Annotated in this window: 25 protein-coding genes; 10 read left to right on the top strand and 15 right to left on the bottom strand. The window is 54.0% G+C overall.

Going from position 1 to position 25,653, the window contains the following annotated elements; translation table 11 throughout:
• The first annotated feature begins 254 nt into the window (after positions 1 to 254).
• From EUZ85_RS31085 to EUZ85_RS05320, 5 genes are all read left to right on the top strand, one after another.
• The gene (locus EUZ85_RS31085) at positions 255 to 413 is read left to right on the top strand and encodes a hypothetical protein (protein WP_164887189.1); all 159 of its coding nucleotides are present in this window, start codon (positions 255 to 257) and stop codon (positions 411 to 413) included.
• Positions 406 to 1,767: a cytochrome ubiquinol oxidase subunit I gene (locus tag EUZ85_RS05340; RefSeq protein ID WP_127968271.1), complete on the top strand. Its 1,362-nt coding sequence runs from the start codon at positions 406 to 408 to the stop codon at positions 1,765 to 1,767. The genes EUZ85_RS31085 and EUZ85_RS05340 overlap by 8 nt, the downstream gene beginning before the upstream one ends.
• 10 nt (positions 1,768 to 1,777) lie before the next feature.
• Entirely contained in the window at positions 1,778 to 2,773 is a 996-nt protein-coding gene (locus EUZ85_RS05335) for a cytochrome d ubiquinol oxidase subunit II (RefSeq protein ID WP_127968270.1), read from the top strand.
• Positions 2,774 to 3,450: 677 nt separating this feature from the next.
• Positions 3,451 to 3,960, top strand: coding sequence for an OmpA family protein (locus tag EUZ85_RS05325; RefSeq protein WP_127968268.1), 510 nt, complete (start codon positions 3,451 to 3,453; stop codon positions 3,958 to 3,960).
• Between the two features lie 8 nt (positions 3,961 to 3,968).
• Complete coding sequence (locus EUZ85_RS05320; protein ID WP_127968267.1) at positions 3,969 to 4,445, top strand: MgtC/SapB family protein; 477 nt, start codon at positions 3,969 to 3,971, stop codon at positions 4,443 to 4,445.
• A 121-nt stretch (positions 4,446 to 4,566) separates the two neighbouring features.
• Here EUZ85_RS05320 and EUZ85_RS05315 read toward each other — a convergent pair whose 3' ends face one another.
• The 3 genes from EUZ85_RS05315 to EUZ85_RS05305 all read right to left on the bottom strand — a co-directional run bounded on the left by EUZ85_RS05315 (position 4,567) and on the right by EUZ85_RS05305 (position 6,489).
• Complete coding sequence (locus EUZ85_RS05315) at positions 4,567 to 5,592, bottom strand: phosphoribosyltransferase (RefSeq protein ID WP_127968266.1); 1,026 nt, start codon at positions 5,590 to 5,592, stop codon at positions 4,567 to 4,569.
• 104 nt (positions 5,593 to 5,696) lie between these two features.
• A complete protein-coding gene (locus tag EUZ85_RS05310) occupies positions 5,697 to 6,110 on the bottom strand; it encodes a hypothetical protein (protein WP_127968265.1) in 414 nt (137 codons plus the stop codon).
• Between the two features lie 85 nt (positions 6,111 to 6,195).
• On the bottom strand, positions 6,196 to 6,489 hold the full coding sequence (locus EUZ85_RS05305) for a hypothetical protein (protein WP_127968264.1): 294 nt from the start codon (positions 6,487 to 6,489) through the stop codon (positions 6,196 to 6,198).
• Positions 6,490 to 6,859: 370 nt separating this feature from the next.
• Between EUZ85_RS05305 and EUZ85_RS05300 the strand changes: the two genes are divergently transcribed.
• Positions 6,860 to 7,693 (top strand): peptidoglycan-binding protein, encoded by an 834-nt coding sequence (locus EUZ85_RS05300; RefSeq protein WP_127968263.1) that lies wholly within the window; start codon positions 6,860 to 6,862, stop codon positions 7,691 to 7,693.
• Between the two features lie 15 nt (positions 7,694 to 7,708).
• Here the strand turns inward: EUZ85_RS05300 and EUZ85_RS05295 are convergent, their stop codons facing one another.
• The 11 genes from EUZ85_RS05295 to EUZ85_RS05245 form a co-directional block, all read right to left on the bottom strand.
• Positions 7,709 to 8,728, bottom strand: a complete 1,020-nt coding sequence (locus tag EUZ85_RS05295) for a hypothetical protein (RefSeq protein ID WP_127968262.1) — start codon at positions 8,726 to 8,728, stop codon at positions 7,709 to 7,711.
• Positions 8,695 to 9,630 carry a lipopolysaccharide assembly protein LapB gene (locus tag EUZ85_RS05290; RefSeq protein WP_127968261.1) on the bottom strand — a complete coding sequence of 312 codons (936 nt, stop codon included), beginning with the start codon at positions 9,628 to 9,630 and terminating at the stop codon, positions 8,695 to 8,697. The genes EUZ85_RS05295 and EUZ85_RS05290 overlap by 34 nt, the downstream gene beginning before the upstream one ends.
• Positions 9,627 to 10,106, bottom strand: coding sequence for a hypothetical protein (locus tag EUZ85_RS05285; RefSeq protein WP_127968260.1), 480 nt, complete (start codon positions 10,104 to 10,106; stop codon positions 9,627 to 9,629). Before EUZ85_RS05285 ends, EUZ85_RS05290 begins: the two co-directional genes overlap by 4 nt.
• Positions 10,093 to 10,986 (bottom strand): hypothetical protein, encoded by an 894-nt coding sequence (locus EUZ85_RS05280; protein ID WP_127968259.1) that lies wholly within the window; start codon positions 10,984 to 10,986, stop codon positions 10,093 to 10,095. Before EUZ85_RS05280 ends, EUZ85_RS05285 begins: the two co-directional genes overlap by 14 nt.
• Positions 10,973 to 11,833 carry a hypothetical protein gene (locus EUZ85_RS05275; protein ID WP_127968258.1) on the bottom strand — a complete coding sequence of 287 codons (861 nt, stop codon included), beginning with the start codon at positions 11,831 to 11,833 and terminating at the stop codon, positions 10,973 to 10,975. Before EUZ85_RS05275 ends, EUZ85_RS05280 begins: the two co-directional genes overlap by 14 nt.
• Before the next feature lie 198 nt (positions 11,834 to 12,031).
• Positions 12,032 to 12,730, bottom strand: a complete 699-nt coding sequence (locus tag EUZ85_RS05270; RefSeq protein WP_127968257.1) for a zinc metallopeptidase — start codon at positions 12,728 to 12,730, stop codon at positions 12,032 to 12,034.
• Between the two features lie 358 nt (positions 12,731 to 13,088).
• The gene (locus EUZ85_RS05265) at positions 13,089 to 14,384 is read right to left on the bottom strand and encodes an ATP-binding protein (RefSeq protein ID WP_127968256.1); all 1,296 of its coding nucleotides are present in this window, start codon (positions 14,382 to 14,384) and stop codon (positions 13,089 to 13,091) included.
• Between the two features lie 61 nt (positions 14,385 to 14,445).
• Positions 14,446 to 15,051, bottom strand: coding sequence for a chemotaxis protein CheC (locus EUZ85_RS05260; protein WP_127968255.1), 606 nt, complete (start codon positions 15,049 to 15,051; stop codon positions 14,446 to 14,448).
• 2 nt (positions 15,052 to 15,053) lie between these two features.
• Positions 15,054 to 15,422 (bottom strand): response regulator, encoded by a 369-nt coding sequence (locus EUZ85_RS05255; RefSeq protein ID WP_127968254.1) that lies wholly within the window; start codon positions 15,420 to 15,422, stop codon positions 15,054 to 15,056.
• 98 nt (positions 15,423 to 15,520) lie between these two features.
• The gene (locus EUZ85_RS05250) at positions 15,521 to 16,108 is read right to left on the bottom strand and encodes an ACP phosphodiesterase (RefSeq protein WP_127968253.1); all 588 of its coding nucleotides are present in this window, start codon (positions 16,106 to 16,108) and stop codon (positions 15,521 to 15,523) included.
• A 59-nt stretch (positions 16,109 to 16,167) separates the two neighbouring features.
• Positions 16,168 to 16,920, bottom strand: a complete 753-nt coding sequence (locus EUZ85_RS05245; protein ID WP_241566961.1) for an ABC transporter substrate-binding protein — start codon at positions 16,918 to 16,920, stop codon at positions 16,168 to 16,170.
• A gap of 338 nt (positions 16,921 to 17,258) precedes the next feature.
• Here EUZ85_RS05245 and EUZ85_RS05240 point away from each other — a divergent pair, with 338 nt between their 5' ends.
• Positions 17,259 to 17,948 carry a hypothetical protein gene (locus EUZ85_RS05240; protein ID WP_127968251.1) on the top strand — a complete coding sequence of 230 codons (690 nt, stop codon included), beginning with the start codon at positions 17,259 to 17,261 and terminating at the stop codon, positions 17,946 to 17,948.
• A gap of 29 nt (positions 17,949 to 17,977) precedes the next feature.
• On the opposite strand, the gene EUZ85_RS05235 is transcribed toward EUZ85_RS05240, so the two are convergent.
• Positions 17,978 to 19,249 (bottom strand): esterase-like activity of phytase family protein, encoded by a 1,272-nt coding sequence (locus tag EUZ85_RS05235; protein ID WP_127968250.1) that lies wholly within the window; start codon positions 19,247 to 19,249, stop codon positions 17,978 to 17,980.
• Between the two features lie 263 nt (positions 19,250 to 19,512).
• Here EUZ85_RS05235 and EUZ85_RS05230 point away from each other — a divergent pair, with 263 nt between their 5' ends.
• The 3 genes from EUZ85_RS05230 to EUZ85_RS05220 all read left to right on the top strand — a co-directional run bounded on the left by EUZ85_RS05230 (position 19,513) and on the right by EUZ85_RS05220 (position 25,585).
• On the top strand, positions 19,513 to 21,276 hold the full coding sequence (locus tag EUZ85_RS05230) for a di-heme-cytochrome C peroxidase (protein ID WP_127968249.1): 1,764 nt from the start codon (positions 19,513 to 19,515) through the stop codon (positions 21,274 to 21,276).
• Positions 21,277 to 21,315: 39 nt separating this feature from the next.
• Positions 21,316 to 23,634, top strand: coding sequence for a cytochrome c (locus EUZ85_RS05225; RefSeq protein WP_127968248.1), 2,319 nt, complete (start codon positions 21,316 to 21,318; stop codon positions 23,632 to 23,634).
• Between the two features lie 208 nt (positions 23,635 to 23,842).
• A complete protein-coding gene (locus tag EUZ85_RS05220; RefSeq protein ID WP_127968247.1) occupies positions 23,843 to 25,585 on the top strand; it encodes a diguanylate cyclase in 1,743 nt (580 codons plus the stop codon).
• The last annotated feature ends 68 nt before the right edge of the window (positions 25,586 to 25,653 follow it).

Here is a 25,653-nt window from a genome sequence, read left to right as displayed (position 1 = left end):
CTTTGTTTACGCCAGCCTCCCCAAAAACAGTAAACGAAGTTTACACCCAGAACCCTAAATTAGGAAAAAATTGCCGCACATCAAGGCGTCCCAGCGCATTTTGTGATTGGCGCGCAAGTTGCTCTTATTACTGCAAAGCGAATTTCATACCCAGCCGCATCCAGAGTGAAGAAACGATCACCTCAAGCGAAGCGGCGAAGTCAAAGTTGTGAAGTCATAGAACGTTTGAAGTAATAAGAGATAGGAGTATTCGTATGAGCGCCTGGTTAATCGATCTGCTTTCCGTTTCCGCTGTCATCCTGTTGGCTTGTGGCATGACTCTCGCCCCAGTGCTGCAGCGCAATCGACGCTCCCGCAAAACCGCGCTCAGAACCGCACGCCTGCAATTCGAGGGAGGAGAGCAAAATGCCTGATCCCGCGTTACTGTCACGCATCCAGTTCGCATTCACAATTAGTTATCACATCATTTTCCCCACTATCACCATCGGGCTATCGCTGTATCTGGCCCTGATGGAAGGCCTCTGGCTCAAGACCCGCCGTCAGGTGTACCTGCAACAGGCGCGCTTCTGGCAGAAGCCTTTCGCAATCACCTTCGGCATGGGCGTCGTCTCCGGCGTCGTGCTTTCTTATGAATTTGGAACCAACTTCAGCCGTTTCTCGGAAATCGTCGGCCCCGTACTGAGCCCTCTATTGACCTATGAAGTGCTCACCGCTTTCTTTCTGGAAGCGGGCTTCCTTGGCATCATGTTGTTCGGTTGGAAAAAAGTTTCCCCGAAGGTGCATTTCATTGCGACCTGTGTGGTCTGCGTCGGCACCATGATTTCCGCGTTCTGGATTTTGGCGGCCAACTCCTGGCTGCATACTCCGGCGGGGTATGAAATCGTTGACGGCGTATTTCATCCGACGGATTGGTGGGCGGTGATTTTCAATCCCTCATTCCCTTATCGCCTGACTCATATGCTGCTGGCCAGTTTCCTGTCCGCGTCATTGCTGTTCGCCGGCGTCAACGCGATCTATCTGTTGCGGAAGCAACATACTGAGTTCGCCAAAAGCGGTTTTTCCATCGCCATGTGGGCGATCCTGGTTCTGGCGCCGTTGCAGATCCTGGCGGGCGACATGCACGGTTTGAATGTGCATGAACATCAGCCCGTAAAGGTCGCCGCGATGGAAGCCGTATGGGAAACCGAACAGGGCGCGGGTTTTCGTCTGTTCGCTCTGCCCAATCAGAAAGAAGCCAAGAACGATTTCGAGATTGTCATTCCCAAGGCCGCCAGTCTGATTCTGACTCATGACATCAACGGAGAGATCGCCGGACTGGATCAGGTGGCGCCGGAAAACCGGCCGCCCGTGGCGGTGGTGTTTTTCTCTTTCCGCATCATGCTGGCGCTGGGCGGGCTGATGCTGCTGCTTGGAGTATTGGGCCTGTGGGCGCGCCGCAAAGGCCGTCTGTTTGACAACCGTCTGCTATTGAACTTCTCCCGCCTGATGATTCCTGCAGGCGTCATCGCGACTCTGGCGGGCTGGTATGTCGTGGAGGTGGGTCGTCAGCCCTGGCTGGTGCAGGGACTGGTGCGCACAGTGGATGTAACGTCGCCGCTGCCGGCGTCGCAAGTCTTGTCTACGCTGATTCTGTTTGTCGCTGTGTACTCCCTGTTGTTCGGCGTCTATCTGTACTTCATGCGTAAGCTGATCCGTCAGGGACCTGCCGACGCTACCGGCGCCGCTCAGGACGAAGAGCTGCCCACTACGCTAAACCCCGCACACTAGGAGAGTCGCCATGGACATTGCGCTTATATACCTGTTACTCATCGCCATCGGCGTTCTGATGTATGTATTGCTGGATGGCTTTTCTCTGGGCGTAGGCATCCTGTCGCCCTGGCTAAACAAAGCGGAAGACCGCGCTATCGCCATGAAGAGCCTGTCTCATCTCTGGGACAGTAACCAAACCTGGCTGGTGTTCGGCGGCGTGGTGCTGTTCGCAGGCTTTCCCAAGGCGTACGCAACAGTACTGTCGCAGCTTTACTTGCCGATTATCCTGATGCTGATCGCGCTGATTTTTCGCGGCGTGGCGTTTGAGTTTTACTTTAAATCCCATACCAGTCGCGGTTGGTGGGACTTCAGTTTCAGCTTCGGCTCCACGCTGGCGACCTTAAGCCAGGGCATTATTCTCGGTTCGTTGGTGCAAGGATTCACTCTCACACCTCATGCATCCGAGCAAATAGCCTGGTTTACGCCCTTCTCGCTGATGACCGCCGTCGCCCTGGTTTGCGGCTACGCCCTGCTCGGCAGTTGCTGGCTGGTGCGCAAGAGCTCAGGACGCCTGCAAGTTTCCGCAAGACGCCTGGGCATTATCAGTCTGTTCGCCGTCATGTTTTTTCTGGCGCTGGTCAGCGTCTGGATGCTGCTCGCTCAGCCTCAGGTGTTCCAACGTTGGTTGACCTGGCCCACCGGTCTTCTGCTGGCGCCCGTGCCATTGTTGAGCGCTTATGTGGGTCTCCGCCTGTGGCAAACGCTGCGCAGCGGCGAAGGCAATGATTTGAAGCCTCTGGGTATGGCCATGGCGCTGTTCGGGCTTTCCTTCATCGGATTAGCCGCCGGCATGTTTCCTTACATCATTCCGGGCCAGCTCACTATCTGGGAGGCCATCGCTCCCGAGCGCAGCACCACTTTCACACTGGTGGGGATCGTGCTGTTCCTGCCATTGGTCATCGCTTACAACATCTACAACTATCGGGTGTTCAGCGGTAAAACCACCACTCAGGACGGCTACTGATGAACAAATGGCGTCAGACTCGTAACGCCGTGCTGCTTTACCTGGCGGGAGTCGTCGCTCTGACGCTCGCCGCCGGCGCAGTGCGTATGGCGCTACAGGCGTTATCTGCTTCTACATGATTGCTGGCGGGCTTCATCGCATATTTCGGGTTTTCCTGCGCCATCGCTGGAATTACCTGCGGCGCTCTGGGCATGCCCTTGCTCAGGTTATTAATCCGGCAGACAAATAGCTTCCTTCTATTTGTCTGCAACGACAGGGCCTGCACAGGTCAGGCCCTGTCTCCCGCGGCTTGTCGCCGCGCAGGCGCGTCCATGCGCCTGGTGATTAACATGCCAATATCATTGCCATGTTAATAATACAACGCCAACCTCCCTCTTTTAAGCCTTACAGACCAGAAAACCATGAGCCTTCGCTCTCATGGTTTTCTGGTGCGATAAATCCCCTGAAGTCCGCTCTATCTACATGTAATCCTTACAAATCCTTGGAATTATTACCCCGATACACTCGCATTCCACACGCCTCGTCAAACGTTTAATTCTCTCTAATCCAACGCGTCCCAAGGGCTTCAGCAAATCGGCACACTTTCTGCGTTTCAAGCTCAGGCAACCGCGCAAAATTGTTAGCGCGGCGATAAACATCATTCATTGAGTCACTAAAAACGAAAAGGAAAAGTAGCCATGAAACACTTAATTACCGCCATCAGCCTGATCGCTATCACCCCCGCCGCTTACTCCGCCCCAGATGTGGGAACGCAGGAGTTTTCCATTTCCGGCTCGGGGTCCAGTGATAAAGACTTTGATAGCAACATTTTCTCCATGGATGGCGCTTACGGGCAATACCTGTCTCCAGACGCAGAAATAGGGGTGCGCCAATCGGTCAGCGTCTCTGATAACGAGGGAGAAGAAAGCGTATGGAACGGCTCCACCCGCGTCTTTTACGATTACCATCTGGGCCGCGACAACCTGAGACCTTACGTGGGCGCCAACCTCGGCTACATTTACGGCGAGTCTGTGGATGAGAGCTTCATCGCCGCCCCCGAAGCCGGCCTGAAATATTATGTGGCCGACAACACCTTTGTGGTCGGTCAGGTGGAATACCAGTTCTTGTTTGAAGATGCGGACGAGGCGGATAACCGCTTCAGCGACGGCGTATTCGTCTATAGTGTCGGTATGGGCTACAACTTCTAATTCCTGACATGGAAAGCTTTTTTACCGAATATCAAGGGCAGTTGTGGGTGCTGATGCATGTCTGCATCGCCCTTGTCCTGGGCGGCGCCATCGGCTTTGAGCGGGAAATGAAAAAGCGTCCCGCCGGGTTTCGCACCCACATGCTGGTGGCCGCCACCGCAGCGCTGTTTACAGATTTGGCGACCCTGCTGACGTCATCTATCGACGCCGACCTCACTTCCACCATCAATGCCGACCCGACCCGGGTCATCGTCGCCATCGCCACGGGCATCAGTTTTCTCGGCGCCGGCACCATTTTCCGTAGCGAAGACGGCGTCACCGGGCTCACCACCGCAGCGACATTGCTGATGGCCAGCGCGCTGGGCGTTGCAGCCGCACTGGAGCAGTATGTGCTGGCGGTCGGACTCACCATTATCGTTTTGATTGTCTTGAGAACCCTGGGATGTATCAGCAACCGCCTGACGGATAACGGCGACAAACGCTGACGCCCGTACTGGACGTTCCCCTGAGCACGGTGACGTTAACGGAAGATCTGGGCATGACGGTGATGGCGCTGATGCTCATCCTGATGCGCAGCGGCGTCATATAAACGCCGCCGCGCCAAACCTACGCCCGCGCCTTGGCGATCGCGTAGGTTTCGCTGAAGCCCAGCAGAATACTGCCGCCTTCGCCGGTATCAATCTGCAACGACGCGCTACTGGCGCCATGAGGCGATTCGGCCAGACGCTTGGGACAAAAAATGGAGATCTCGTGAGGTTTGCCGGTGTCAAGCACGCTGAGCTGAAATACATCGTCCCGCGCGTCATAATCCAGGCTCTCCAAAGGCAGGTTCTGAAACTTCATTTCCCTGTGCCGTCGCGCCGCCACAGGCGCTTCTTCTCGAAAAGACACTAACCAGCCATGATGCTCATGACTGAATTGCCGGCAGTATTCGGTCCAACTGGTTTTCTCCAGAGACTGAGGCTCCTCGTCTGAGCTTTTCGATTCTTGCGCCCAGGCCGCCTTTAGAATTTCAATGACTTCTTTATCTGAAGTCTGGCTAAAGTCCGTGTAACAGCCGCCGATGGAGTAAAAGGGCTCCGGCATCGCCAGACACACCACTTCATCGACCATTGTCTGTAACTCCGTTAGCGTGTCGCTGGGCGCGACAGGAATAGCCGCCACAATCGTCTCCGGCTGCATTTGGCGTAACGCTGCGACGCCGGCTTTCATGGTGGCGCCGGTGGCCATTCCGTCATCCACTACAATCACACAACGGCCTCGGATTTCCGGAGGAGGCTTCTCGCCGCGATAGATCTGGTCCCGGCGGCGCAATTCCTTCTCTTCTCTCGCCCTGACGCTGACGATTTCCTCTTCACTGATTTGATGGACATTAACAACATCTTCATTCATGACAATCGCGCCGCCGCTGGCGATTGCCCCCATGGCCAGCTCTGGATATCGGGGCGCGCCGAGTTTGCGCACCAGTAGCAGGTCCAGCGGAGCCGAAAACGCCATGGAGATCTCATTGGCGACCGGAACGCCGCCTCTGGGTAGAGCCAAAACAAGAAGATTGTTGCGGGAACGGTAGGCATCAAGCGCTTGCGCCAGCATCCGGCCGGCGACGACGCGGTTTTTGATCGGGAGGTCCATGATTATCCCCTGCAAGACGATGAATTGAGAAAGCAAAGTCTGGAGCGAATACCACTCCTGATAATAACTGTAACGCTCTCAAGTCAGGTCTGCACAAGAAAACATCAAATTTCCTCAGCATTCTTGGCGACAGTAGCCAGCAGGCTCTGCAACTGCTCTCGATCATTGGCGGAGAACCCGGCGGCAAAGGCGATCGCCACCGACTCCAGTGGGTATTTTTTGACTAAAACAGCCGCGCTGCCATAAGGGTCATGGGCTTCCGCGCTTGCCGCAGGGGCTGGCCGTTGCGCTTTTCTGCGCAACCCAATCCACATCAGCAGGCATGGCGTCGCCAGCAAAAGAAAGCAAGCCAACCCCGTCAGGGAGTAGGCCGCCGCGGCTCCCAGCATGGGCTGCAACACCATGACCAACGCTTTAAACTGTAGAGCCAGGCCGCCAAGAATCAACGCCAACGCCAGCAACCATATGCCCATTGCAGCCAGCACATAGAACAACAGCCATCGCACCGCATCTTTCATGGTAAGTTCCTCCATGCCGAAAATAACAAGGCCGCCAATGCGGCCTCACTACACTCGCTCAACGTGAGCGGAATGGTCTGGCCGTTCAGGAGTGCTTTCTTGAATCCAGCACTTTCGCCATCACCAATCCCAGCACAAAGCTCATCAGCAAACTCAGGAACGGACGTTCGCCGATTTTTTCTTCCGCCACGTGCACCGCTTTGTTGGACTTTTCACTGACCGCGTCAATGGCTTCTCCTGCGCGAGATTTGGTGTCGTTGTAAACGCCGGCGGACAGCTTGGCGATATCTTTGCGCAGCGCATCCAGATCTCTTTTCAGGTTGGTGTAATCGGGGTTTTCAGTTCTATCACGAACAAATGCTTCTTCTCTGACACTCATTTTCGGTCTCCTTGTTGGTTAGCAGGCGTCGCCTTACGCTCGCCTGTCTGCAACAGGGAAATGGCAATTATCATGCCGCCATATTAAGACTACAGTAATCGCGCCGGTGAACTGGCCTTCCACGCATCTCATATGGGTGACGCAAGAAATCACACTCATCACACAGCGTAATTTTTGCAAGCTATTTGCGCAAAATTGCATATTTTGCAAAGCCGGTTGCGTGTAACGTTCTCTTAGAACGAAAGAGGATTGCCTCTGCGTTAAACCTGGACCAAGCTTAATCTATCCCGAGTCTTTTCCGGTCCAGTCCAGGGAGGCGCGGTGGAAACTTCCGGTTGCTCTTAAAACGCATCAATATCGGGGGTGGGATATGATCGATACCTTACACGACAAACTCAACATTCCTTCCGTCGTTCGCGGGGCGCCCGCCGCCGAACGATCTTCCAGGTTCCAGGAACTGACAGAAATCGCCTTTGCAAGGCCATTGGAAACCCTTAGTGCAGAGCAACTGCGCGAATTGCAGATCGCACTGCATCGCTTGGGATATCCCGTAGGCGACATTGACGGCCTGTACGGACCGAAAACCCGCAGCGCCTGGGCTGAATTCAAAATTGACGTATTTCCAGGCAATCCAACGCTGGTGGGCCCCCAATCTCTGGCGGAACTGATCCGCCGGGCGACAGAGTGCTATGAATCCGCTCGCTATGATTTTTCCAGCACGTCCAGCGTAAAACAGGCCATTTGCGACGAGTGCAGAAAGCAGGGCATCGGGCTGCCGCAACAAATCGCCTACGTGCTGGCGACCGTGCAATGGGAAACCGCGCAAACCTTCGAACCGGTCAAAGAAGCATTCTGGTTAAGCGAGGAATGGCGCAAACACAACCTGCGCTATTACCCCTATTACGGCCGCGGCTATGTGCAGCTCACCTGGGAGAATAACTACCGCAAATATCAGCAGCTCCTGGGCGCGCCACTAGTGCAGGAACCTGACCTCGCCATGCAGCCGGAAATCGCCCTGTTTGTGCTAACTCACGGCTTCATGACCGGCGCCTTCACCGGCCACAAAATCTCGGATTACATCAACGAGAACAAGAAAGACTTCCTCAACGCCCGGCGCTGCATCAACGGGCGCGACCGCGCCCATGAGATAGCGGAAATAGCGCGGGGGTATCTGGCTAGTGGGGAGGTGAACGGCCGCGGATGACGAATGGAAATCGCTTCAAGCCGCTGCACGTAATTGCTTTTTCAGTGCGGCGCGAGCGCGAAAGATGCTACGCCACTCTTTAAAAGGACCGCTGATTTCGTCAGAGCAACGAATGCTAAAGTACTCACTCAGGGAAAAGTGAGGGTTAAGGTTCGGGTTCGGGATAGGTCTTGCGAAAATGGCTTTCACCAGAGTATTAATTTCGGACAAGATCAATAAACCATGAAAGGCCATAAACATACCGATACCCACAATTATCCAACTGCTGAGGTCTCTGGAATACCGTGTATACCCAACGAAAAAAAGCAAGGCGACTACAAGGAAAGTCAACAGGTTCACGACCATCTTCCGCTCATGCACGGCTTTAAACCCCAAACAAAAAGCCGCCCCTTCGTATTCCGCACCAAAAGCCGAAATCTCCTTTAATATCTTTCTCCGATTGAAGAAGCGATTGCCGACGGAGAAAAAATCATATTTGTGATAACTGAGCACTTCTCCAAACAGCTTCAATCCCAGACCGCGCATCAGTGGAAGCAATGTCGTCAGATCCTGAGTCGGCGCAATAAACCGCACATACTGTTTATCCAGCACAATTCCGTCAATCCGTTGTAGCGCTTCAAAAAACAGCCGGGCGCCATCGCCATGCAGGGTCCATTCAATCTCCTGCCCTTTTTCTTGCGCTGCAATAATTGCATCGGCAAGCAGTGCTGACGCCTTTTCAATAAAGGCTTCCCGAGATGTTTTGAGCTTTCCTTCCGACTTCGCATACAAAAAAGGCGGCAGGTAAAACAACTCATAGTCAGGGCCTATGATGTCCTCGCCTTTGGCTCTCCAATTAAAAGGGGCGCCGATCCATGGCAGCTGTTGGCTGATAACCATGTCCATACCCAGGTTCATGCCATTGATTACAACAGAAGAGCAGCGCACTCGCTCCGCCGGCTCACCTGCAGTGCGGGCCTCTTTCGTCTGATGGATGAGATAAAAACCCGGTGTAGCGTTTATTAAATCAAAGGAGTCAGCTTCTCTATCCAACATCTTTCTTTCCACTTACAGAAATGACCCATAGCGCCGTAAAATACGAGCGGCGCCACCAAACCTCCAACCGCAATGACAAAAGGAAGTTTATCAGTAGATTGACTCTCACTTACGCCAGAGAACTCAGGGAAAGTTAGTCCAAAGGCGACCCCGAAAAAAATCAGAACGCTATACGCCAGCACCAGCGCGTCGAAACCATGGTATTGCAGCTTCTTGTAAAACATCCTGAATCCTCGCCAGACCGGCTTATCTCTGGTCTCAATCCGGCTTAGCAATTCTATAGCCTCGGCATTACCTTTATTCGCTCCAAGAATCCAGAATATATGGCCTCGCGCTTCGTCGTACTTATTCAACTGAATGCAAACTCGCGCCATCAACATCAATGCCCGCTGATTAGTCGCCTCTAGACGTAACGCGCGCCCGGCATAGAGATACGCTTTCTCCCATTCTGAGCTGTCGCAATAACACTCCGCCAAGGCGTAAATGACAGCCAAATCATTTGAGTGCTCAGATAAAAGCGCCTTCAACGGGCCCTCGATATCCGCCCCCTTCTGCTGGCGATCCAATCGAAGAGAGGCGATTTGATAGGTGGTAGATTGCGGCTCCAGTTCCAAGGCCAGTTCAATATGCCTGCGAGCAGCGTCATAGCGTTTGTTTGCTTCAGAAACGACCGCCGCGGCGTATTGGCAAAATGCGTTACGACGATCTTCAGCCACGCCATGCTGGGCTTCCACACGCGCCGCCAATACCCGGTTTTGAGGAATAAGGCATAACGCCAACAGTGCATGCCCTTCAGCTGATGGAGTCGAATCCAGTATATCCTTTAGCTGCCACGTAGCTTTTTCATAATCCAGGTGGCTATAACTGCGCCATGCTTCACTTAGGCTTTTATCGAGCTTCATATTATCCCCGCGAAAACAAGACGGCCTATCTCCGTGAAGTGATCAGACACGTCCAGGTTCACCACCGACATACTGAAACCAAAAATTAGCGCAGGCTCATACTCTTCGCTCTTATCCCTGTACTTCGTTCTATCGCGCCCTTGATTTTGCGATATAAAAACATAAACAGTGGCGCTCAATTTCCACGCGAACAGCGCCAGCAAACAGCTCTCATATCCGAGACCGCCGGGCGTAAACCAAGGCAGCAGAAATCCAGCCAACAAATAGGCCCCAATAATCCCCACAGCCATAATGACAACTTCTCGGACGTAGTTTGGGTTCCCTGCAATCCATCCTCCCAGAACAAACAAGGGCCAGCTGAGCCAGACGCCCTGCATTAAAAATGCAATCAAGGGTATCAGCGGATTAGAGATAAAAGACGCAAAGTAGTACCGGTGGGACCAGCGATCTTCATCCGCAAGTTTATAGTCGCTCATTGCCGCTCCCGGTCTTAGTTCCGGTCATTGTCGCCGGCCAATCAGTCTTTCGCAGGAGCGGAAATCGTCCCGACTCTGTCTCACTGGATTTGTAACAAACGCTGTTGAGAAACTCCGCCATATTTTGTTTGACCAGTTCCATGAAGTTGGTGTCTTTAGTGTCGCTGGGACCTTTTTGAGAGGAAAGCTCCACTGAAACCTGGAGGAGATGCGCTCTTGTCAGGGGAAGCAGGTAGAAAAGTCGCCGATAGGTTCCAGGAATGCGCACCTCATAGTGGAGCCATGTCAGGCCGTTAGTCTCTTTTTCCATCAGGTCATCCATGGTCACAGGATACTGAAGTTGCTGTCCCGAATACTCCTTGCCGGCTTCGAAGCGTATATCTTTATACATATTTTTTTTGGGTAAATAGACTGTCGTATACAGCTCTCTCCAGTCATCCTCACACCTGCTTAATAGCCACCGCTTCAGCAATTCGGCCCTACGAAAGTCAGTGTCGCTATTCCTGCTGGGCAACCGCCATAGTTTCATCTCCAAAAGGGCTTCTCCCACAACGCCCTCATGATCGCAATAGCCCCACCCGGCATAAGCAAGGGATAATCTTCTGACCGGAACATCATCCAGCCTCGTCAGTAAAGTATCTTTGTAAATATCAGCTTGCCTGGAGATAAAGTACGATTTTCGCTGTGCGCCCCAAGGGGTCGTCTGACTGGCCGTGCTGACTGGCAGCGACAAGCTCAGTGTGCTCCGAGACAGCTGGATTTCATGCACTGGCGCAGACTTGAAATCAGGTCCCGACAGACTGGATCGGGACCCTAAACGCAGAGCAGACTCATCGTGCTGGGATGCGCTTTTTCGCCGTGCGCGGTCAAACCACTTCATCCGCCCTCCCTTCTTCACTATAGGTATCCGTTCTGGCGTAAGGAGAATATATGACCCGAATTTCGCGCATCAGATTTCGAATCTCGAGAGGGATGACATCGTCAAAATTCAGGTCGGGACTGAAATAGTCCTGCGTTTTATCGCTGAGATAAAAAGTAAGGGTGACAACATGGTTGGGAGTCACCGCGGCGTGGGCGACCACATGGCCATGATCATGAGGTCTATAGGCTTCATACATCAGCCAGGGAACCCCATTGATTAGGCAAGTAATCAGTTCCTCCGGTTGTCGAGGACGCCGCCAAAGTTGCAAATCTTCGACAATATTTTTTCCTTCCAACTCCTTCCCATAAACAGCCTTGATCAATTTACCAAAGGCTTTTGCTGAATCTTTATGGCTGTCCCGCGCCCCTAGACCGAGCTCTTCGAGGCGTTCGGCAACGATCTGTTTATCTTTCGCCTTAAACTCCGTCTGCACTGAGGTTAAAACCCACTCCGCCAACTGCTCGATGTCGCGTAAATCCAAACCTTCACTGTCTTGCACCCACACCAGCTTGGCGAGCACACGCAATTCCGCCACAACATTCGCTTTCTTAGATGCGCCGGATAACTGATAGGGAAGGACGAATCTCAGGAGATCGATATACGGGAGTCTGTCCCAACTCTCGTAATTCCACTGCTGATAAATGTCATAGACGCCGCATAGATCCAAAGAGCCTTCATGAGCTTTGGCCGGATAAGGAACGCTAAGTACGATGCCGGAGAGATTGATCAGATAGCGAGGCATTGCGACGAAATCATGTCGGGCAACGGCGTTCTGAGCCGAGTGTGGTGCAGCTGGTGTGGACATGTACTCCCTTAACTTCGTGTGTCATCCATATAGAAACTGGATGCGGGCCGTTTTGAGCGGGCAGGAAATTTCGGGAGAAAAGTTTAAAGAATCGGGCAGTGAGATAAATAATCCATTCAGACTATTCGCCCGATGCCTTTGCCTTTGCCTTTGCCTTTGCCTTTGCCTTTGCCTTTGGAGAAGCCAACTCCAAGATATTTAGCGTGTCGCCCCACGCAATATGGCGATCCAGCGCCATAAGCGGAACATGTCCGCCAGAGTGTTGGCGACGTAAGTGAAAGATTCCGCTCTGAGTATGCGACGCACGGCGGCTTCCTGTCGGGGGGTGATGTATTCACCGTCTACCAGGATTGGCAATGCTTTGTTAAAGCTGGCGTCCCATTCCAGCGGCAATACGACCACTTGCGCCGCCACGGACGCCAGCAAGGCGATCAGGCCGGTGGCGATAGTCAGCAACACCAGTTGCGGGACGTGCAGCACCGCCAGAATGACGGGGGAAAACATGAAAATAGTGAGGGCCAGTTTTTCCGCAGACTGAGCCGCCGGGGAGTATTTCGCGCGAAGTTTGGTGATGTTCTCGCCGCGAGCGTATTGGATTGCGTGCCCGACTTCATGGGCGGCGACAGCGACTGCGGTCAAGGACTTGCCGCGGAATGTCTCAGGACTCAAACGAATGGTTTTTTCTTCCGTCGAGTAGTGGTCGCCGCCAGATTGCGCCATCACCACTCTGACCCCATCCAGACCGAAGCGTTGAACCAGATGAGAAGCCAACTCGCCGCCGGTGCCAGGCATTTCGGCGATGTCAGCAGAATACTTTTTCTTTACATGGCGGACCCACAGGTGCGGACCAGCGATGACGATGACTAATACGGATGCGATTATTATTATCAGGTGCATACTATTACGCTCTCACAAAAACCAAGCCTACATTCACTACATCCGCACCGGTTATCCGATGCATTTCGTGCAGCAGTTTCTGCTTCGCCTGGGAGCCCTCCGAGCCAGACGAGTTTCGGGCTGTCTTCGCCAAGCCGGCTTCCTGCCGCCTTCTTAGTAAGGAGTTCAGCGTAGGCGCGCTGCGCCGTCGCAAAAGAAAGTTATTTCAACCCACTTTTTTATTCCTTAGACAGGGATAGAGTGTAGCGTCAATATTCAGCTTAGGCAAAAAAGACTATTCAATGAGAATTATGGGCTAATCCCCCTCTTATTTACCCATAGCGTCATCTTGCCGCCATAGGCCTCGATGAATGTTTCTTCATTCTTCTCCCGCCTCTTTTTCAGGCTGGGTGACAGGAAGCCAGATCGTGAATGTCGTCCCTTCTCCCGGCTTGCTGGTCACTTCCATACGCCCATGATGTTTCTGCACAATACTGTAGGACACGGACAGTCCTAATCCGGTTCCCTTACCCACGGGTTTAGTCGTGAAGAACGGTTCGAAGATACGGTTTAGATTCTCCGTCGAGATGCCGGAGCCTGAATCGGAGACCCGAATGAACACCATATCGTCCTGCAGCCCGGTGGAGATTTTGATAACGCCCTGTTTTTCAATCGCGTGCGCCGCATTGACGATCAGGTTCATGAATACCTGATTGATCTGCGATGCGATGCATTGCACCCGGGGAATATCGCCATAGTCTTTTTGAACGTCGGCTTTGTATTTCACCTCGTTCCAGACCACATTGAGCGTGCTATCCATGCCATTGTGCAGATCCGCCAACTGCCAGTCGGATTCGCCAACGTGGGAAAAGCCTTTCAAATCCTGCACGATGCGTTTGACTCGCTCGATGCCATCCTTGGATTCATTGACCAGCGTCACCAGATCCTCTTTCAGATAATCGAAGTCATACTCTTCTTTCGCCTTGTTGACGGCTTCCCGAACCGCTGCATCGCCCACTTTCTCAAACTGTTGTTCATAAACCTCAATGACCGCCAGCAGGTCATTCACCATATGTCCCAGAGACCCCATGTTGGAGTACACATAGCCGGTAGGGTTGTTGATCTCATGAGCTACACCCGCCGCCAACTGACCGATGGCCGCCATCTTCTCTGACTGCAGCAGTTGATTCTGCGCCTCTTCCAGCTTGGCGATGAGTTTCTTCTGCTCTTGCTTTTCGTGCTCCAAACGAGCGGTCAGTTGTTCCAGTTGCAGGGTCTGCTCCGCCACCTCGGTGACATCCGTGATCATGATCAATACGCCAGTGACTTCGCCCTTTTCGTCCGTTAATGGAGAAAAGGTGGCGTTTTGATACATCACATCAAGCCCGCCGGTCATAGGACGGCTGGTGGGAAAATGAAAGATGTAGGGACGCTTTTTCCAGTCGGTGAACGCCATGTTCTGGATGGTGTACACCGTGTCGATTTTTTTCTTGAACCAGCTTTGCGGCAGGTCAGGAAATACGTCAAAGATGCTTTTATTGATTGCGTTGGCTTCGCCGCTGTTGATCTGCATGAATTCGTTCCAAAAACAGATCCGGCAATCCTGATCCAGAATGACGATTCCCATGCTGATTTGCTGCAGCACATTCTCCAACAGCTTTTGTTCGAACGACATCCCCACTCCTTCCCGCAAGTCCTTTACTTACGCGCGCCTTTCGCCAAACGCGCGCCATGGGTCAAACGCCTTTAAGCAACTTATCCACTGCGGTGACGACAGTGGCGATGGATTCATTCGCAATACAGATCAGCAACTCACAGAAAAAGGCGTGCGCTTCGATTTTGAACTGAATTTCCACCAGCAGCGCTTCTGAATCCTGAGGCAGGCGCTGGTTTTCGAGAGCTTCCGCCACGGTTTTTCCTTCCACCAACAGCCCGGGGGTGGAGAATGACGATTTTGTGAAATTCAGCTGCTGGCTCAAGCCGGTAATACAGGCGCCCACCAAAATATTGGTAACGTCGAGAATCAGCTCTTCCTTGATCCGTTGGGGGTCGCTCCCCTGTGAATATCCCATCAACTCAGCCAACTCATTGGCGCCGTTCATGCCGAAAAATATCACGACTTCGCCTCGTAAAGGCCCCACAAACGATTGTCGGGTGGCGATGATGGGCGTATCGCCGAGTCGCTTGATCAGTTCCGGGTCGGCCTGAGATTTGAGGGAGTAGAGTTTCGGCGCGGACAGGACAACAAAGGTTTCAATCAGGCGAGCAAGCCTGTTAGCGCCCTGCCCCATGGCGATATTGAATATTTCCTGCAGCGCGTCTAACTGGTCTCGAGTAAACATCTTTAAAGTAAACCGATATCGTGAATACGCTTTCTCAACAATTCCGTAGTGACGGGTTTACCGATAAAGCAAGCCGCCCCCAGCGCCAGCACTCTCTGCTGCGCCTCGGGCTGAATATCGGCGCTGATGACGCAGACGATTGTGTTCGCTTCCGCCTCCTTCAGCTTTTTAAGCACGGTGTAGCCGTCCATTTCCGGCATGGTTAAATCCAGAAACATAACATCAGCCTTACCGGCGTAATAGGCGTCCATCGCTTCTTTACCATTACGGGCGAACGTGATTTCCACATCGCTAAGCTGCGGAGGCAGAGCGTTCATCACCATTCTCCGTGACAGTGACGAGTCGTCTGCAATAACAATATTCATTGTCATAGGCATTCTCCATTGCGGGCCGTACCGTTTAAGTATAGACAATGAAAAACAGCTGGTGCGAAATCGCCGCCAGCCGGGGAAAATAAGCGCTTGGCAGGCTACAGAGAACTGGTGTCGATGCTTTCGACGTAGGTCAGCAACTGAGGGTAAAAGCCCATAAAGCAGGCTTCCAGCGCCTGATAATGTAGCTCCACCTCCTCGCCTGCGCCATACATCGTGGTGCGTCGGCTCAGTCTGGCGGCGATGTTGTCCAGGGATCGGTATATATTGGGCAGGCGCGCATAGCCGTTCAGCCAGTCATGTTCGCTCATATGGCTCACAGTGCGCTGCGCCCTTGGCGGCATCAGCTCATATTCTTCCAGCAGTGACGCATAGACGCCGCCAGCGAATGCTTCCAGTGAATCGGCATGCCAGTCTCGCCAGCTCCGAGCCAGGAAATGATCAAACGCCACATCCACAATAATTCCGGCGAAACGACGGCGAGCAGGAGAAATCAACGCCATGGCCTCTTTGACCAACGCATGATTATCCGTATACAAGTCGATAGCCCGATGCAAACGTATTCCGGTAACCACCGACGCGGGCAAATAATGCAGCTCTGCGCCCTTTACGAAGTCGCCAAGCAAATTGCCGGTGAATGATGTCGCGGAAACATCCGCCAAATGAAAGTGCGCCAGGAAGTTCATAAGAAGCTAAATAGACAGGAACAACGGTGTACAGGAAGCCCTCCCTGGCCTCCGTGAGCTTAGCGATAGCGGGCGATAATTTCGTCGACTTTACCTTCGCTGCGCATCTTCGCCAGCGTTTCGTTGAGCAGGTCGACGTACTTTTGCGGCGTATCCACATTCAACGCCAGATACATCTCCGCCTGATTGAAAACATAGGCTGGCTGCGGAGAGGGATATCCCGCCTGTTTCGCATAATAAGGGCCGGAATAAGGACCGGAAATCCACAAGTCGATGTACTTGCCGTATAAACGCTTTAGGTTCAGCGTATCATCGTCTATCAGGCTGACGTTCACGCCTTTCTCAATCAGATACTCGCTGGCGATATCGCCTTTGTATCCGCCCACCCGGTACTTCTTCAGATCGTCAATGCTGGTGATGCTCATGGACTCGTTGGGGCGACTGAACGCCACCCAGGAATCCTCCACCAGCGGTCCTACCCACTTGAACATGCTCTCGCGTTCTTCTGTACGGGTAGTGGAGAATACGCCGCGATAAGCCTTGCGCTGGGCGTGCTCAAAAGCGTAATGCCAGGCGCGCAGCTTCATGTTGTAAGGCAGTTTGGCGCGTTCGAACAACATTTTCACAATATCCGCCGAGACACCGTATATCTGGTCGCCGGAATGTTCATACTCACTATTGTTCATGCTCATGTTGTACGGCGGGTAGTTTTCCGTAACCAGAAGAAATGTCTCTACTTTTTCCGCTGCAGACGCGGAGCCCGCGCACAAAGTCAGCGCCAGCAGCAGAGAATGAAAAGAATGTGCGATCAAAAATTTAAAGACCCGCATTTCGAACAGATGCTCCCCTTTTGGAAATAGTTTTGCTCAAACTAGTTTGGTTCTTGTTTGGAAGATTCGCCAGTATATCAGCTAATTAGCTTAGGAACGCGGAAATAGCGCTGACGCGCCGCAATTTCAGCGTTATGATGATCACCTGAAGAGACCGGAAACACCCAAATCCCCCTGACATGCAAAGACAGGGCGAAAATGAATTTAATCGTGTAAAATTAATTAGCCCAAAGTTGATAAGTACAGCCACATGGGCTATTTACGATAAAGGGAAAGCAGAGCAAACTACTCGGAAATAAAATGGATTTAAGGTGATGGACATGCCGACTCTGGTGCAAGCAATATTCGGAAGGGGACAAGCCAAACTCAAACGGCTTCTGAAGGACTACCCGCCCTATCAGGCCCCGCATTCACAGGAACCGTTTTCCTTAACGATTGAGCAAGCCTACGCCAATCTCAACTACCTGATCGCAGAAAAAGCCAATCGTCTGGTTATTTACGGCGAACTGCTACGCAAGTTCGGACTGGACCTGGACGAAGGGCTGCACAACGCCTCGCCGGAAGCCTTCTTGCGCGATCTTCACGCCTGGGCCTATAAACACTGGCCGGAAGTCTACGAGCCGCATCTGGCGCGTAAAGACATATGGTTGAACTCCAAACGGGACGGCGATCATATTGTCTTCTCCATGTTGATGGACACCGCTATCGCCCTGGGTGAAATCGTGGTGAAGCACCGCCCGCGCACTTATTGGGGTCTGGACCTAAGCAACAGCAGCTGGCGCCTGCGTTACGTCAGCTATCAGCGGCCTGTTTTGCTGGGCGTTCCCGACCCATACCAGAATAATGCGTTCATGGCGTTGGACTTCGAGAACACCGCCTTCTTCCATTATTCCAATATTCTGGCCACGCCCCAGCCGGCGCAGCCATTGGGCGTCAAAGTCCTGTACGCCCTGCGCGAAGAAGAAACCCTGACTCAAGACCCCGCCGGCTTGTTCGGTAGACGGGCGTAACATGCGCAGTACGCCCGTAGCGTTGTGAGTTAGTCGCTGTTCAAGGGTTTCTTCAGTTCAATGACATACAGGGTGTTGGTGTCTACGCGCCCTGTAGCAGGCAGTATTTTCTGCGCTACATCGCCATTCTGCTCAGCCACCGCGAAATCATCATCATTAATCACCGCCACTTTGCTGGCATCCATAATCCACAGCCCTTCCAGTTTATCGTGCGGATAGTTCATCTGCGCCAGCAAGTCGACCACCAGCGTCTTGCGCACAGGTTGCACGCCCGCCGCTGCAAGCTCGTCCCAGCTTAGCTCCTCTAACGCCTTACCATTGATTTGCATACCGGTCTGCGAGTCAAAATCTCCGCTGACATCCGTCGCTCCGCGCAGATCAATTTTATATAAACGTTTATATTTGGCTTTTTCGCCCGCGAACCCGCCGTCCCTTTCCACCATCAAGAACTCATCTTTGGAGATGGCGGCGATTTCAGAGTTGGACAAATTGTCCGCTTCCTGACGATACAGATACTGATGGGTTGCGCCTGACGCAATATCCAGCGTCAGAATGCGCGTCAGGGTTTTATTCTTCACCGCTTTTTTAGAGGGATTGAACAGCGTTGATTGCATGACGCCCACCAGACGTTGCTCATCCGGCGTTATCGCCAGCCCTTCCATGCCGCGATTAGGTCTTCGATTGGCGAACACTTTCGGCAGTTTACGACCGCCCGTTCCTGTTCCGAACGGATTAAGGCGCTCCAGCTCATAGCCCGTGGAAGAGTAATGCACGATATGGGGACCATATTCATCGCTCACCCAAAAGCCGCCATCCTTGAGCGCTGCGATACCCTCAGGATCAAGACCGTAGGGATCAAAACGCAGTACGCGACCAGTGTAATCATAAGGCGTTTCCCCCGTCGCCCCCATGCCTTCCGGGTTGGGCAGCCCCGTAATAGGCTCGCCGCCGGGCGCATGCAGGGTCAGCGTGCGCACAATTCGCAGCTCGCCAGTGTCCAGGCGCTCAACTTCAGCAATACGAGGAGAGTAACCCGGCACAGGAAACTTCTTACCTTTCCCCTCAGGACCCTCAAAGTCCACATTGGGACCGCGATCCGTCAAAACGTAGAAGTGGCTGGGTTTCAAGGGATGCGCAGTCATGGCGGAACCGAAGCCGCCATTGCGGACTTCCACGCCATTATCGAGTTTCTTTATCACCGAATAGGCCAGCGCGCCCACCAGTTCTTCCTGCGCTGACGCAGTGGCGACAATAGCGCTCAAACAGAACGCAAATGCGCCCTTACTGAAAAATGTTCGCATAGTGATTCCTTAAAGAAGACGTTAAGCCCTCCTCTGATATCAACCTTGCATGACAAATTCATGAAAATTTATCATTTTTTGAACAACTCTCTGAAAAATAAGCAATAAACTCTCACGGTTTCACAGAAACATGAACTATAGTTAATGCGTACGCAGAGGACATTCATTTTGCGTACGGCCGATCAGTACATCGTTAGTTAACTGGCGGCGATAACAATTAAAGATACCAATCCGCTTTTCAGGGACATCCAGGACTGTACACAATGCTTTGCTGTTCATTCGGCCGGGGCTTACTACGCGCCTTGCCCAGACATTCCTTATTACCCGGCGACGCCCAATCGCCACTCTCCAGTTCTCCCTCACTGCGTGCGCGGCGCCTGGTTCTGGCGGTATGCGCGCTGGCGCTGCTACTCAGCGTCGCCGCCTGTCGTCAGACGGAAGAGGCCACGGACACAACGCCTGACGCACCTAAAACTGGGCCGGGGAATGCGCCAGAGGTGGTTCATTTGCAACAAGGCTGGTCCAACGCCACCCGGGACCAGGCTCAGTTCGCCTCTTTCGGTTCACGCATCGTTCCCTATGACTGGCTTCTACATTTGGAACAGGCGGATAACGCAGCGCCGTTCCTGACCGCTGCGCATATGGATGAACTGGGATTCCTGAGCGCGCCGGCTTCCGAACACAACCCCGACGCATTGCCTGTGGGCTTCGCCAAAGATGTGGACGCCAACGGAGTCGCCTGGGCGGGATTAGGATGCGCCGCCTGCCACACGGCGGAAGTGCGTTATAAAGGAAAAAGCATCCGTATTGACGGCGGCTCAGCGCTGATCAACTACAGCGGCCTGGAATTCGCTATTCGCGACAGCGTACAAGCAACACTGGCGCAACCCGAGAAATTCTCCCGCTTCAAAAAAGCGTTATTGGTTGAAACAGAGGCACAACTGAAAGCAGACCTGCAGCTGCGTCTGGACTATTTCTCCGAGCGTTTCGCTATGAACAGCACTGAGGTTCCCTACGGTCGCGGAAGGCTGGATGCGTTCGGGCAGATCTTTAATGTGGTCACCTCTGAAATCACGCATCAACCGGAAAACCGACGCTCGCCCGATGCGCCGGTCAGCTTTCCAGTACTGTGGGGCACCCCGCGTATGGATCTGGTGCAGTGGAACGGCTCCGCCAGCAACGCCGCCCCGGGGCCTCTGGCGCAAAACGTGACTACCGCGCTGGCGGTATACGGCGCGGCGACTGTGGATGGTCACAGCGAGTTGCCCGGTTATCCCAGCAGCGTCAATTTCGGCAATCTGGGCGATATTCAAAAGCGCAATGAAGCCCTGCAGGCGCCGAAGTGGCCGGAATCGATTCTTGGTAAGTTGGATACGCAACGAGTAGAACAAGGGCGCAGTCTATATGCGGAACGCTGTCTCTCCTGCCATACGCTGACGGGCCACACCGCGCCTGACGCGAAGATCAGTGTCGCTCTGACGCCGCTTGATGAAGTTGGCACCGACCCTAAAATGGCCATGAATTTCCTGCGCGCCAGCGCACAAAGCGGACCTTATCAGGGACGTAAGCTGATGGTATTCGGCGGCGCGGCGCTCGGAGCGACGGAGCCCAGCATCAAGCTGGTCATTCACGCCGCCATCGGGGCTATCGTGCGTCACCCCATCGCCGCCACTCTGGATGTGGCGGAAGCCTCACATCCCAGCGGCAAGCCTGACGCGGCGGCGATTCCACGCTATTACAAAGGACGCCCGCTGGATGGCGTCTGGTCGTCCGCGCCCTATTTGCATAACGGCTCCGTCCCCAATCTGCAATCACTACTGCTGCCGCCGGAACAACGCCCGCAAACATTCTATGTGGGCGATCGTGAGTTCGATCCCGTTAAGGTCGGCGTCAGCACAGAGCAGGTTCCCGGCGCCACGCTGTTCGACACGCGCCTGCCCGGAAACAGCAATGCAGGACACGCGTTTGGCGTGGATCTGAGCGCTGATGAAAAGCAAGCGCTGCTCGAATATCTGAAGTCTCTATAACAACGCAATAAGAACGAAACAGGTGCGAAAGGAAAGGATATGACCTCCAAGGGAAGTATGAAGTTTGTCCAGCAAAAACGCAGCGCGCCGCTGCGACTGATCAAGTGGCTAACGCTCGCCATTATTGTATTGGTCGTCGCCGCATGCGCCGGGTTCGCCTGGTTTGTGCTGTATCCCAATAACAGCCTGCCGGCGGCGGAGCCCGTCGATAAATATGTGTATCTGGATCAGGGCTGGGATGGCGACAACGCCTCCTTGCGGGAGCTTTACTACTACACTCCCCAAGGAGTTTCCATGCCCCAGGGCGCATCCGCTGGCGCGGTGCGTTATAACTGGTTCATACACCTGGAGGAGCCTTTCAGCGAACAACGCCTGGCGGACCCGGAACGCATGCGGCTTTTCCGCTTTATCGTCGATCCCGTCCCCAGCGCAGCCAATCCTGACCAGCTTCCGTTGGGTTTCAGCAAACACCTTGATCCTGCAATCGGCGAAGACGTTCTGGATGTCTCCTGCGCCGCCTGCCATAGCGGTGAACTGCATTATCAACGCGATGGCGTTCGTTACGCCGTGCGCGTCGACGGCGGTCCCGCCATGCACGCGCTCACCAGCATGGAGCGCGGCGCGTTCGCGCCGACGTTGGTGGCCTCTCTGTTTTATACCGCCGTCAATCCCTGGAAATTCGACCGCTTTGCGCAGAAAGTGCTGAGTGATCGCTACCCCGAAGGCAAAGATGAGCTGCGCTCCGCCTTGTGGAGCAGTGTCGGCGGATTTGTCGGCGCGGGCCAGAATAACCCTCTGCGTAAACTCTACCCGGTGGACGAAGGTTACGGCCGCACCGACGCCCTGGGCCGCATCGGCAATACCCTGTTCGGCGACCACTTGAGCGCGTCCAATTATCAAGTCGGCGCAGCGCCAGTCAGCTATCCCTACCTGTGGGATATATGGAAGTTCAACTGGGTGCAGTATAACGGTTCGGTGGCGCAGCCTCTGGCGCGCAATATTGGTGAGGCGCTTGGCGTCGGCGCGCGCATTGATCTGGTGAACCCCGACGGCTCCCCGGTCCCTCCCGGCGAACGCTTCCACAGCGCCGTGCGTATCGAAGATCTCGCCCGTATTGAAAGCGCATTGCAAACGCTCAAAGCGCCCACTTGGCCGGAAGAAGTATTCGGTCCCGTGGATCAAGACCTCGTCGCCCAGGGCGAAGGACTCTTCCGACGCTACTGCCAGGGATGTCATGGCCCCCATGAGGCGAACACCGCCGACCTGGAGATCAATGCTCCTCTGAAACCCGCCCCCTGGTCGGAATGGATGATATCCGTGGCGCCGCTCAGCGTGGTCGGCACCGATCCCAGCGCCGCCCAGGCCTTTATCGACAAGCACTATGACCTGTCTGCGACCGGATTGAGCAATCAGGATATCGATGACGCCTTACGCCCTTTGTTTACGCAACGTCTGATCCGCGAGGTGCGCGCCGGACTGAGACAGATCATCGCACTGCGCCAGGAGCGGGAGCTGCCTCTCGGCGAGTTGCCGGAGCTGCTGGCCGCTTATCCCGCCAACGACATCATTCCCGTCGTGGCGCCGATTGGCGATTTCACCGCTATTGCAACAGCGCTAAACAGTCTGTCCACGCCAGAAGATAGCGCTTCCTCGAAAACGTCCTATCGTCCCCATTACGTGGAAAGCTGCGACTTGCTCTGCCTTAACGGGAAATTGTTAAGACTCACTCAACAGGGAACCAAAGACATCGACAACCTGCTGGCGAAGCAGGACATCCACAGACTGTCTGAAGGTTTGGCATTGAATCTCATTGGCGTCATGGTGAAAAACCGCTACTACGCCGACAACAATATCGACTATGCGCAACGTCAATGCCTGGAGGGGTTCGGCACGCTTGACCTGCCGCAGGAAGTCGCAGGCTATAAACCGCGTCCTCTGGCGGGAGTCTGGGCGACGCCGCCCTTTCTGCACAACGGTTCGGTGCCTAATCTCTATCAGTTGTTATCGCCACCCGAGCAGCGGGAAAACCGTTTTCAGGTGGGCTATCGAGATTTTGATCCCCAACGCGTCGGCTTCGTTTCACAGCCGCCACAGGGCGCGGACGCCAACGGCTTTTGGTTCGATACCCGGTTACCCGGCAACAGCAACAGCGGTCACGCGTTCTCCGCCTCCGTGACGGACTGGCGTGCGTTCCTGCGGGACTCGGAGGCTAATCCGCTGCCCAAAGGCGTCATCGGTCCCCTGCTCACAGAGAAGCAACGTATGGCGATTATCGAGTATCTGAAAGTGCATCGTGATGCGCCGGAAACGCCAGTGGAATTCAGGTCTCCCGGATGCGCGACAGTCTCCGCAAACTAAGCGCCGAATGGCGCTTGCAGCATCTGACGGTGAAGAAAAGGGGCCTACAAAGGGGGCTTGCAACAGCCTGCCGTTAAGTCGACAATGCGGCCTTTATTGGTGATACTAACCGACTATTGCGCCTTTCCTCCGGCGTAAGCTAGGAGAGGGCATGGAAGCTATTTCTTCCAAAGGAACATAAGTTAGTCAACTTTTTGGAGATGGCCAAATGCCTCGCCATAGCTATACGCTAGCTTGCTTAGTGTTTGTGTTGCTTTTTGCCCAAAGTCTGGAGGCGGCCGATGGCGTGTCTCCGTTCAACGTGGACAAAGGCCTCGACATGGCTGGGCTGACGCCGCATCTGGCGTTGCTGGAGGACCCATCGCAATCCCTGCGTTTTGAAGAAGTCAGTTCCCCTGATTTCGCCGACCGCTTTAAATCCACGGGAGGCCAGTCTCCTAATTTTGGTTTTTCTGAGTCCGCCTGGTGGGTCAGGTTTACACTGAAAAACACGACAGCGGAAGAGTTAGCGGTCACGCTGCGTCAGGACTATCCCTTGATTGATCACCTGACGCTTTGGGAGCCCCTGGCGGGTGGAGCCTGGAAACGCCACGCCACAGGCGATCGCCTTTCTTTCTACTCCAGAGACGTCGAGCATCGCGACTACTTGTTTCCTCTGAAGCTGCCGGCCAATGCGTCCCACACCTACTACATGCGCTTCAGCAGCGACGGCTCCATGAACATCGGCCTGTCCCTGTATGCGCCAGACGCGCTGCTGGAGCACATCGGCAAGGAGCAGCTAGCTTATGGCGCTTACTACGGCGGCTTCCTGGTCCTCGTTATCTATAACTTTTTCATGTTTATCGCGGTTCGCGACCGCACTTTCGCCCACTATCTGCTGTACGTCACCAGTTATGGCCTGTATATGGCGGTGCATAACGGACTGACTTTTCAGTTTTTATGGCCGAACTTTCCCTGGTTCGCCAATCACAGCCTGTTGATCCTGCTGATTCTTTCTTTGCTCGGAGCGTTACAATTCGCCCGCTCGATTCTGGTGACGCAGCAAATTGCGCCCCGAACCGACTTCGCCGCCAGAGTGCTGGAGTGGCTGATGCTGATCAGCCTGGCCTGTACGCCGTTCTTTACCTACCACACGATGATCGTGCCGATATCCCTGCTGACCTTCGTCATCGCCGCTCAATTATTGTTGATGGGCGTACTGGCGTTAATGGCGGGATCGCGCCCTGCGCGCTATTACATGACCGCCTGGACGGCGCTGTTGATCGGCGTGCTGGCCTACATGCTGAAAACCTTTGGCCTGCTGCCCCATAACGTGCTGACCCAGAATGGTTTCCAGATTGGCTCACTGACGGAAATGGTATTGCTGTCTCTGGCGCTGAGCAGCCGGGTCAACGAGCTGCAACGCAAAACCTACACAGACGCCCTCACCGGCCTGTTCAACCGCCGCCATTTCGACGACAAGTTCGCAACAGAATTTCATCGCGCCCAACAGAGCAAACAGCCACTGACTCTGCTGGTCATCGATATCGACTGCTTCAAACAGTTCAACGACACCTACGGCCACAACGTCGGCGACCATGCGTTGAAGGAAGTCGCCCGCATACTGGCGAAAGGCGTACGTAAGCCGAACTGCCCCTGCCGATATGGCGGCGAAGAGTTCGCAGTCATCCTGCCCAATACAGATCACGAAGCCGCCATGAGCCTGGCCAATCGCCTCAGAGTCAAAGTGGCGGAAGAAACCGAGTCCGGCTACAAGCTGTCCATCAGCGTCGGCGTAGCAAGCATGGATCACGACGAATTCGACTGCCCCAACAAGCTGTTCGAACGTGCGGACTACGCGCTCTACACAGCGAAACAGCAAGGCCGGAACAGAGTGGTGGATTATCGCTCCTGCGCCCCGCGCCGGGAGTCGGATATATCGAAAGAAAGTCTGGTTGCCGCTGAAAGCTGATCAAGGCCTGTATCCAGCGGCGATGATGGTTACGCCCAGGGATAGGAACTATCCGTAAGAACAGTTCC

The sequence above is a fragment of the Hahella sp. KA22 genome (genome assembly GCF_004135205.1).
In the GTDB taxonomy this organism is placed as follows: Bacteria; Pseudomonadota; Gammaproteobacteria; order Pseudomonadales; family Oleiphilaceae; genus Hahella.
This window is presented reverse-complemented; position numbering and strand designations above follow the sequence as displayed.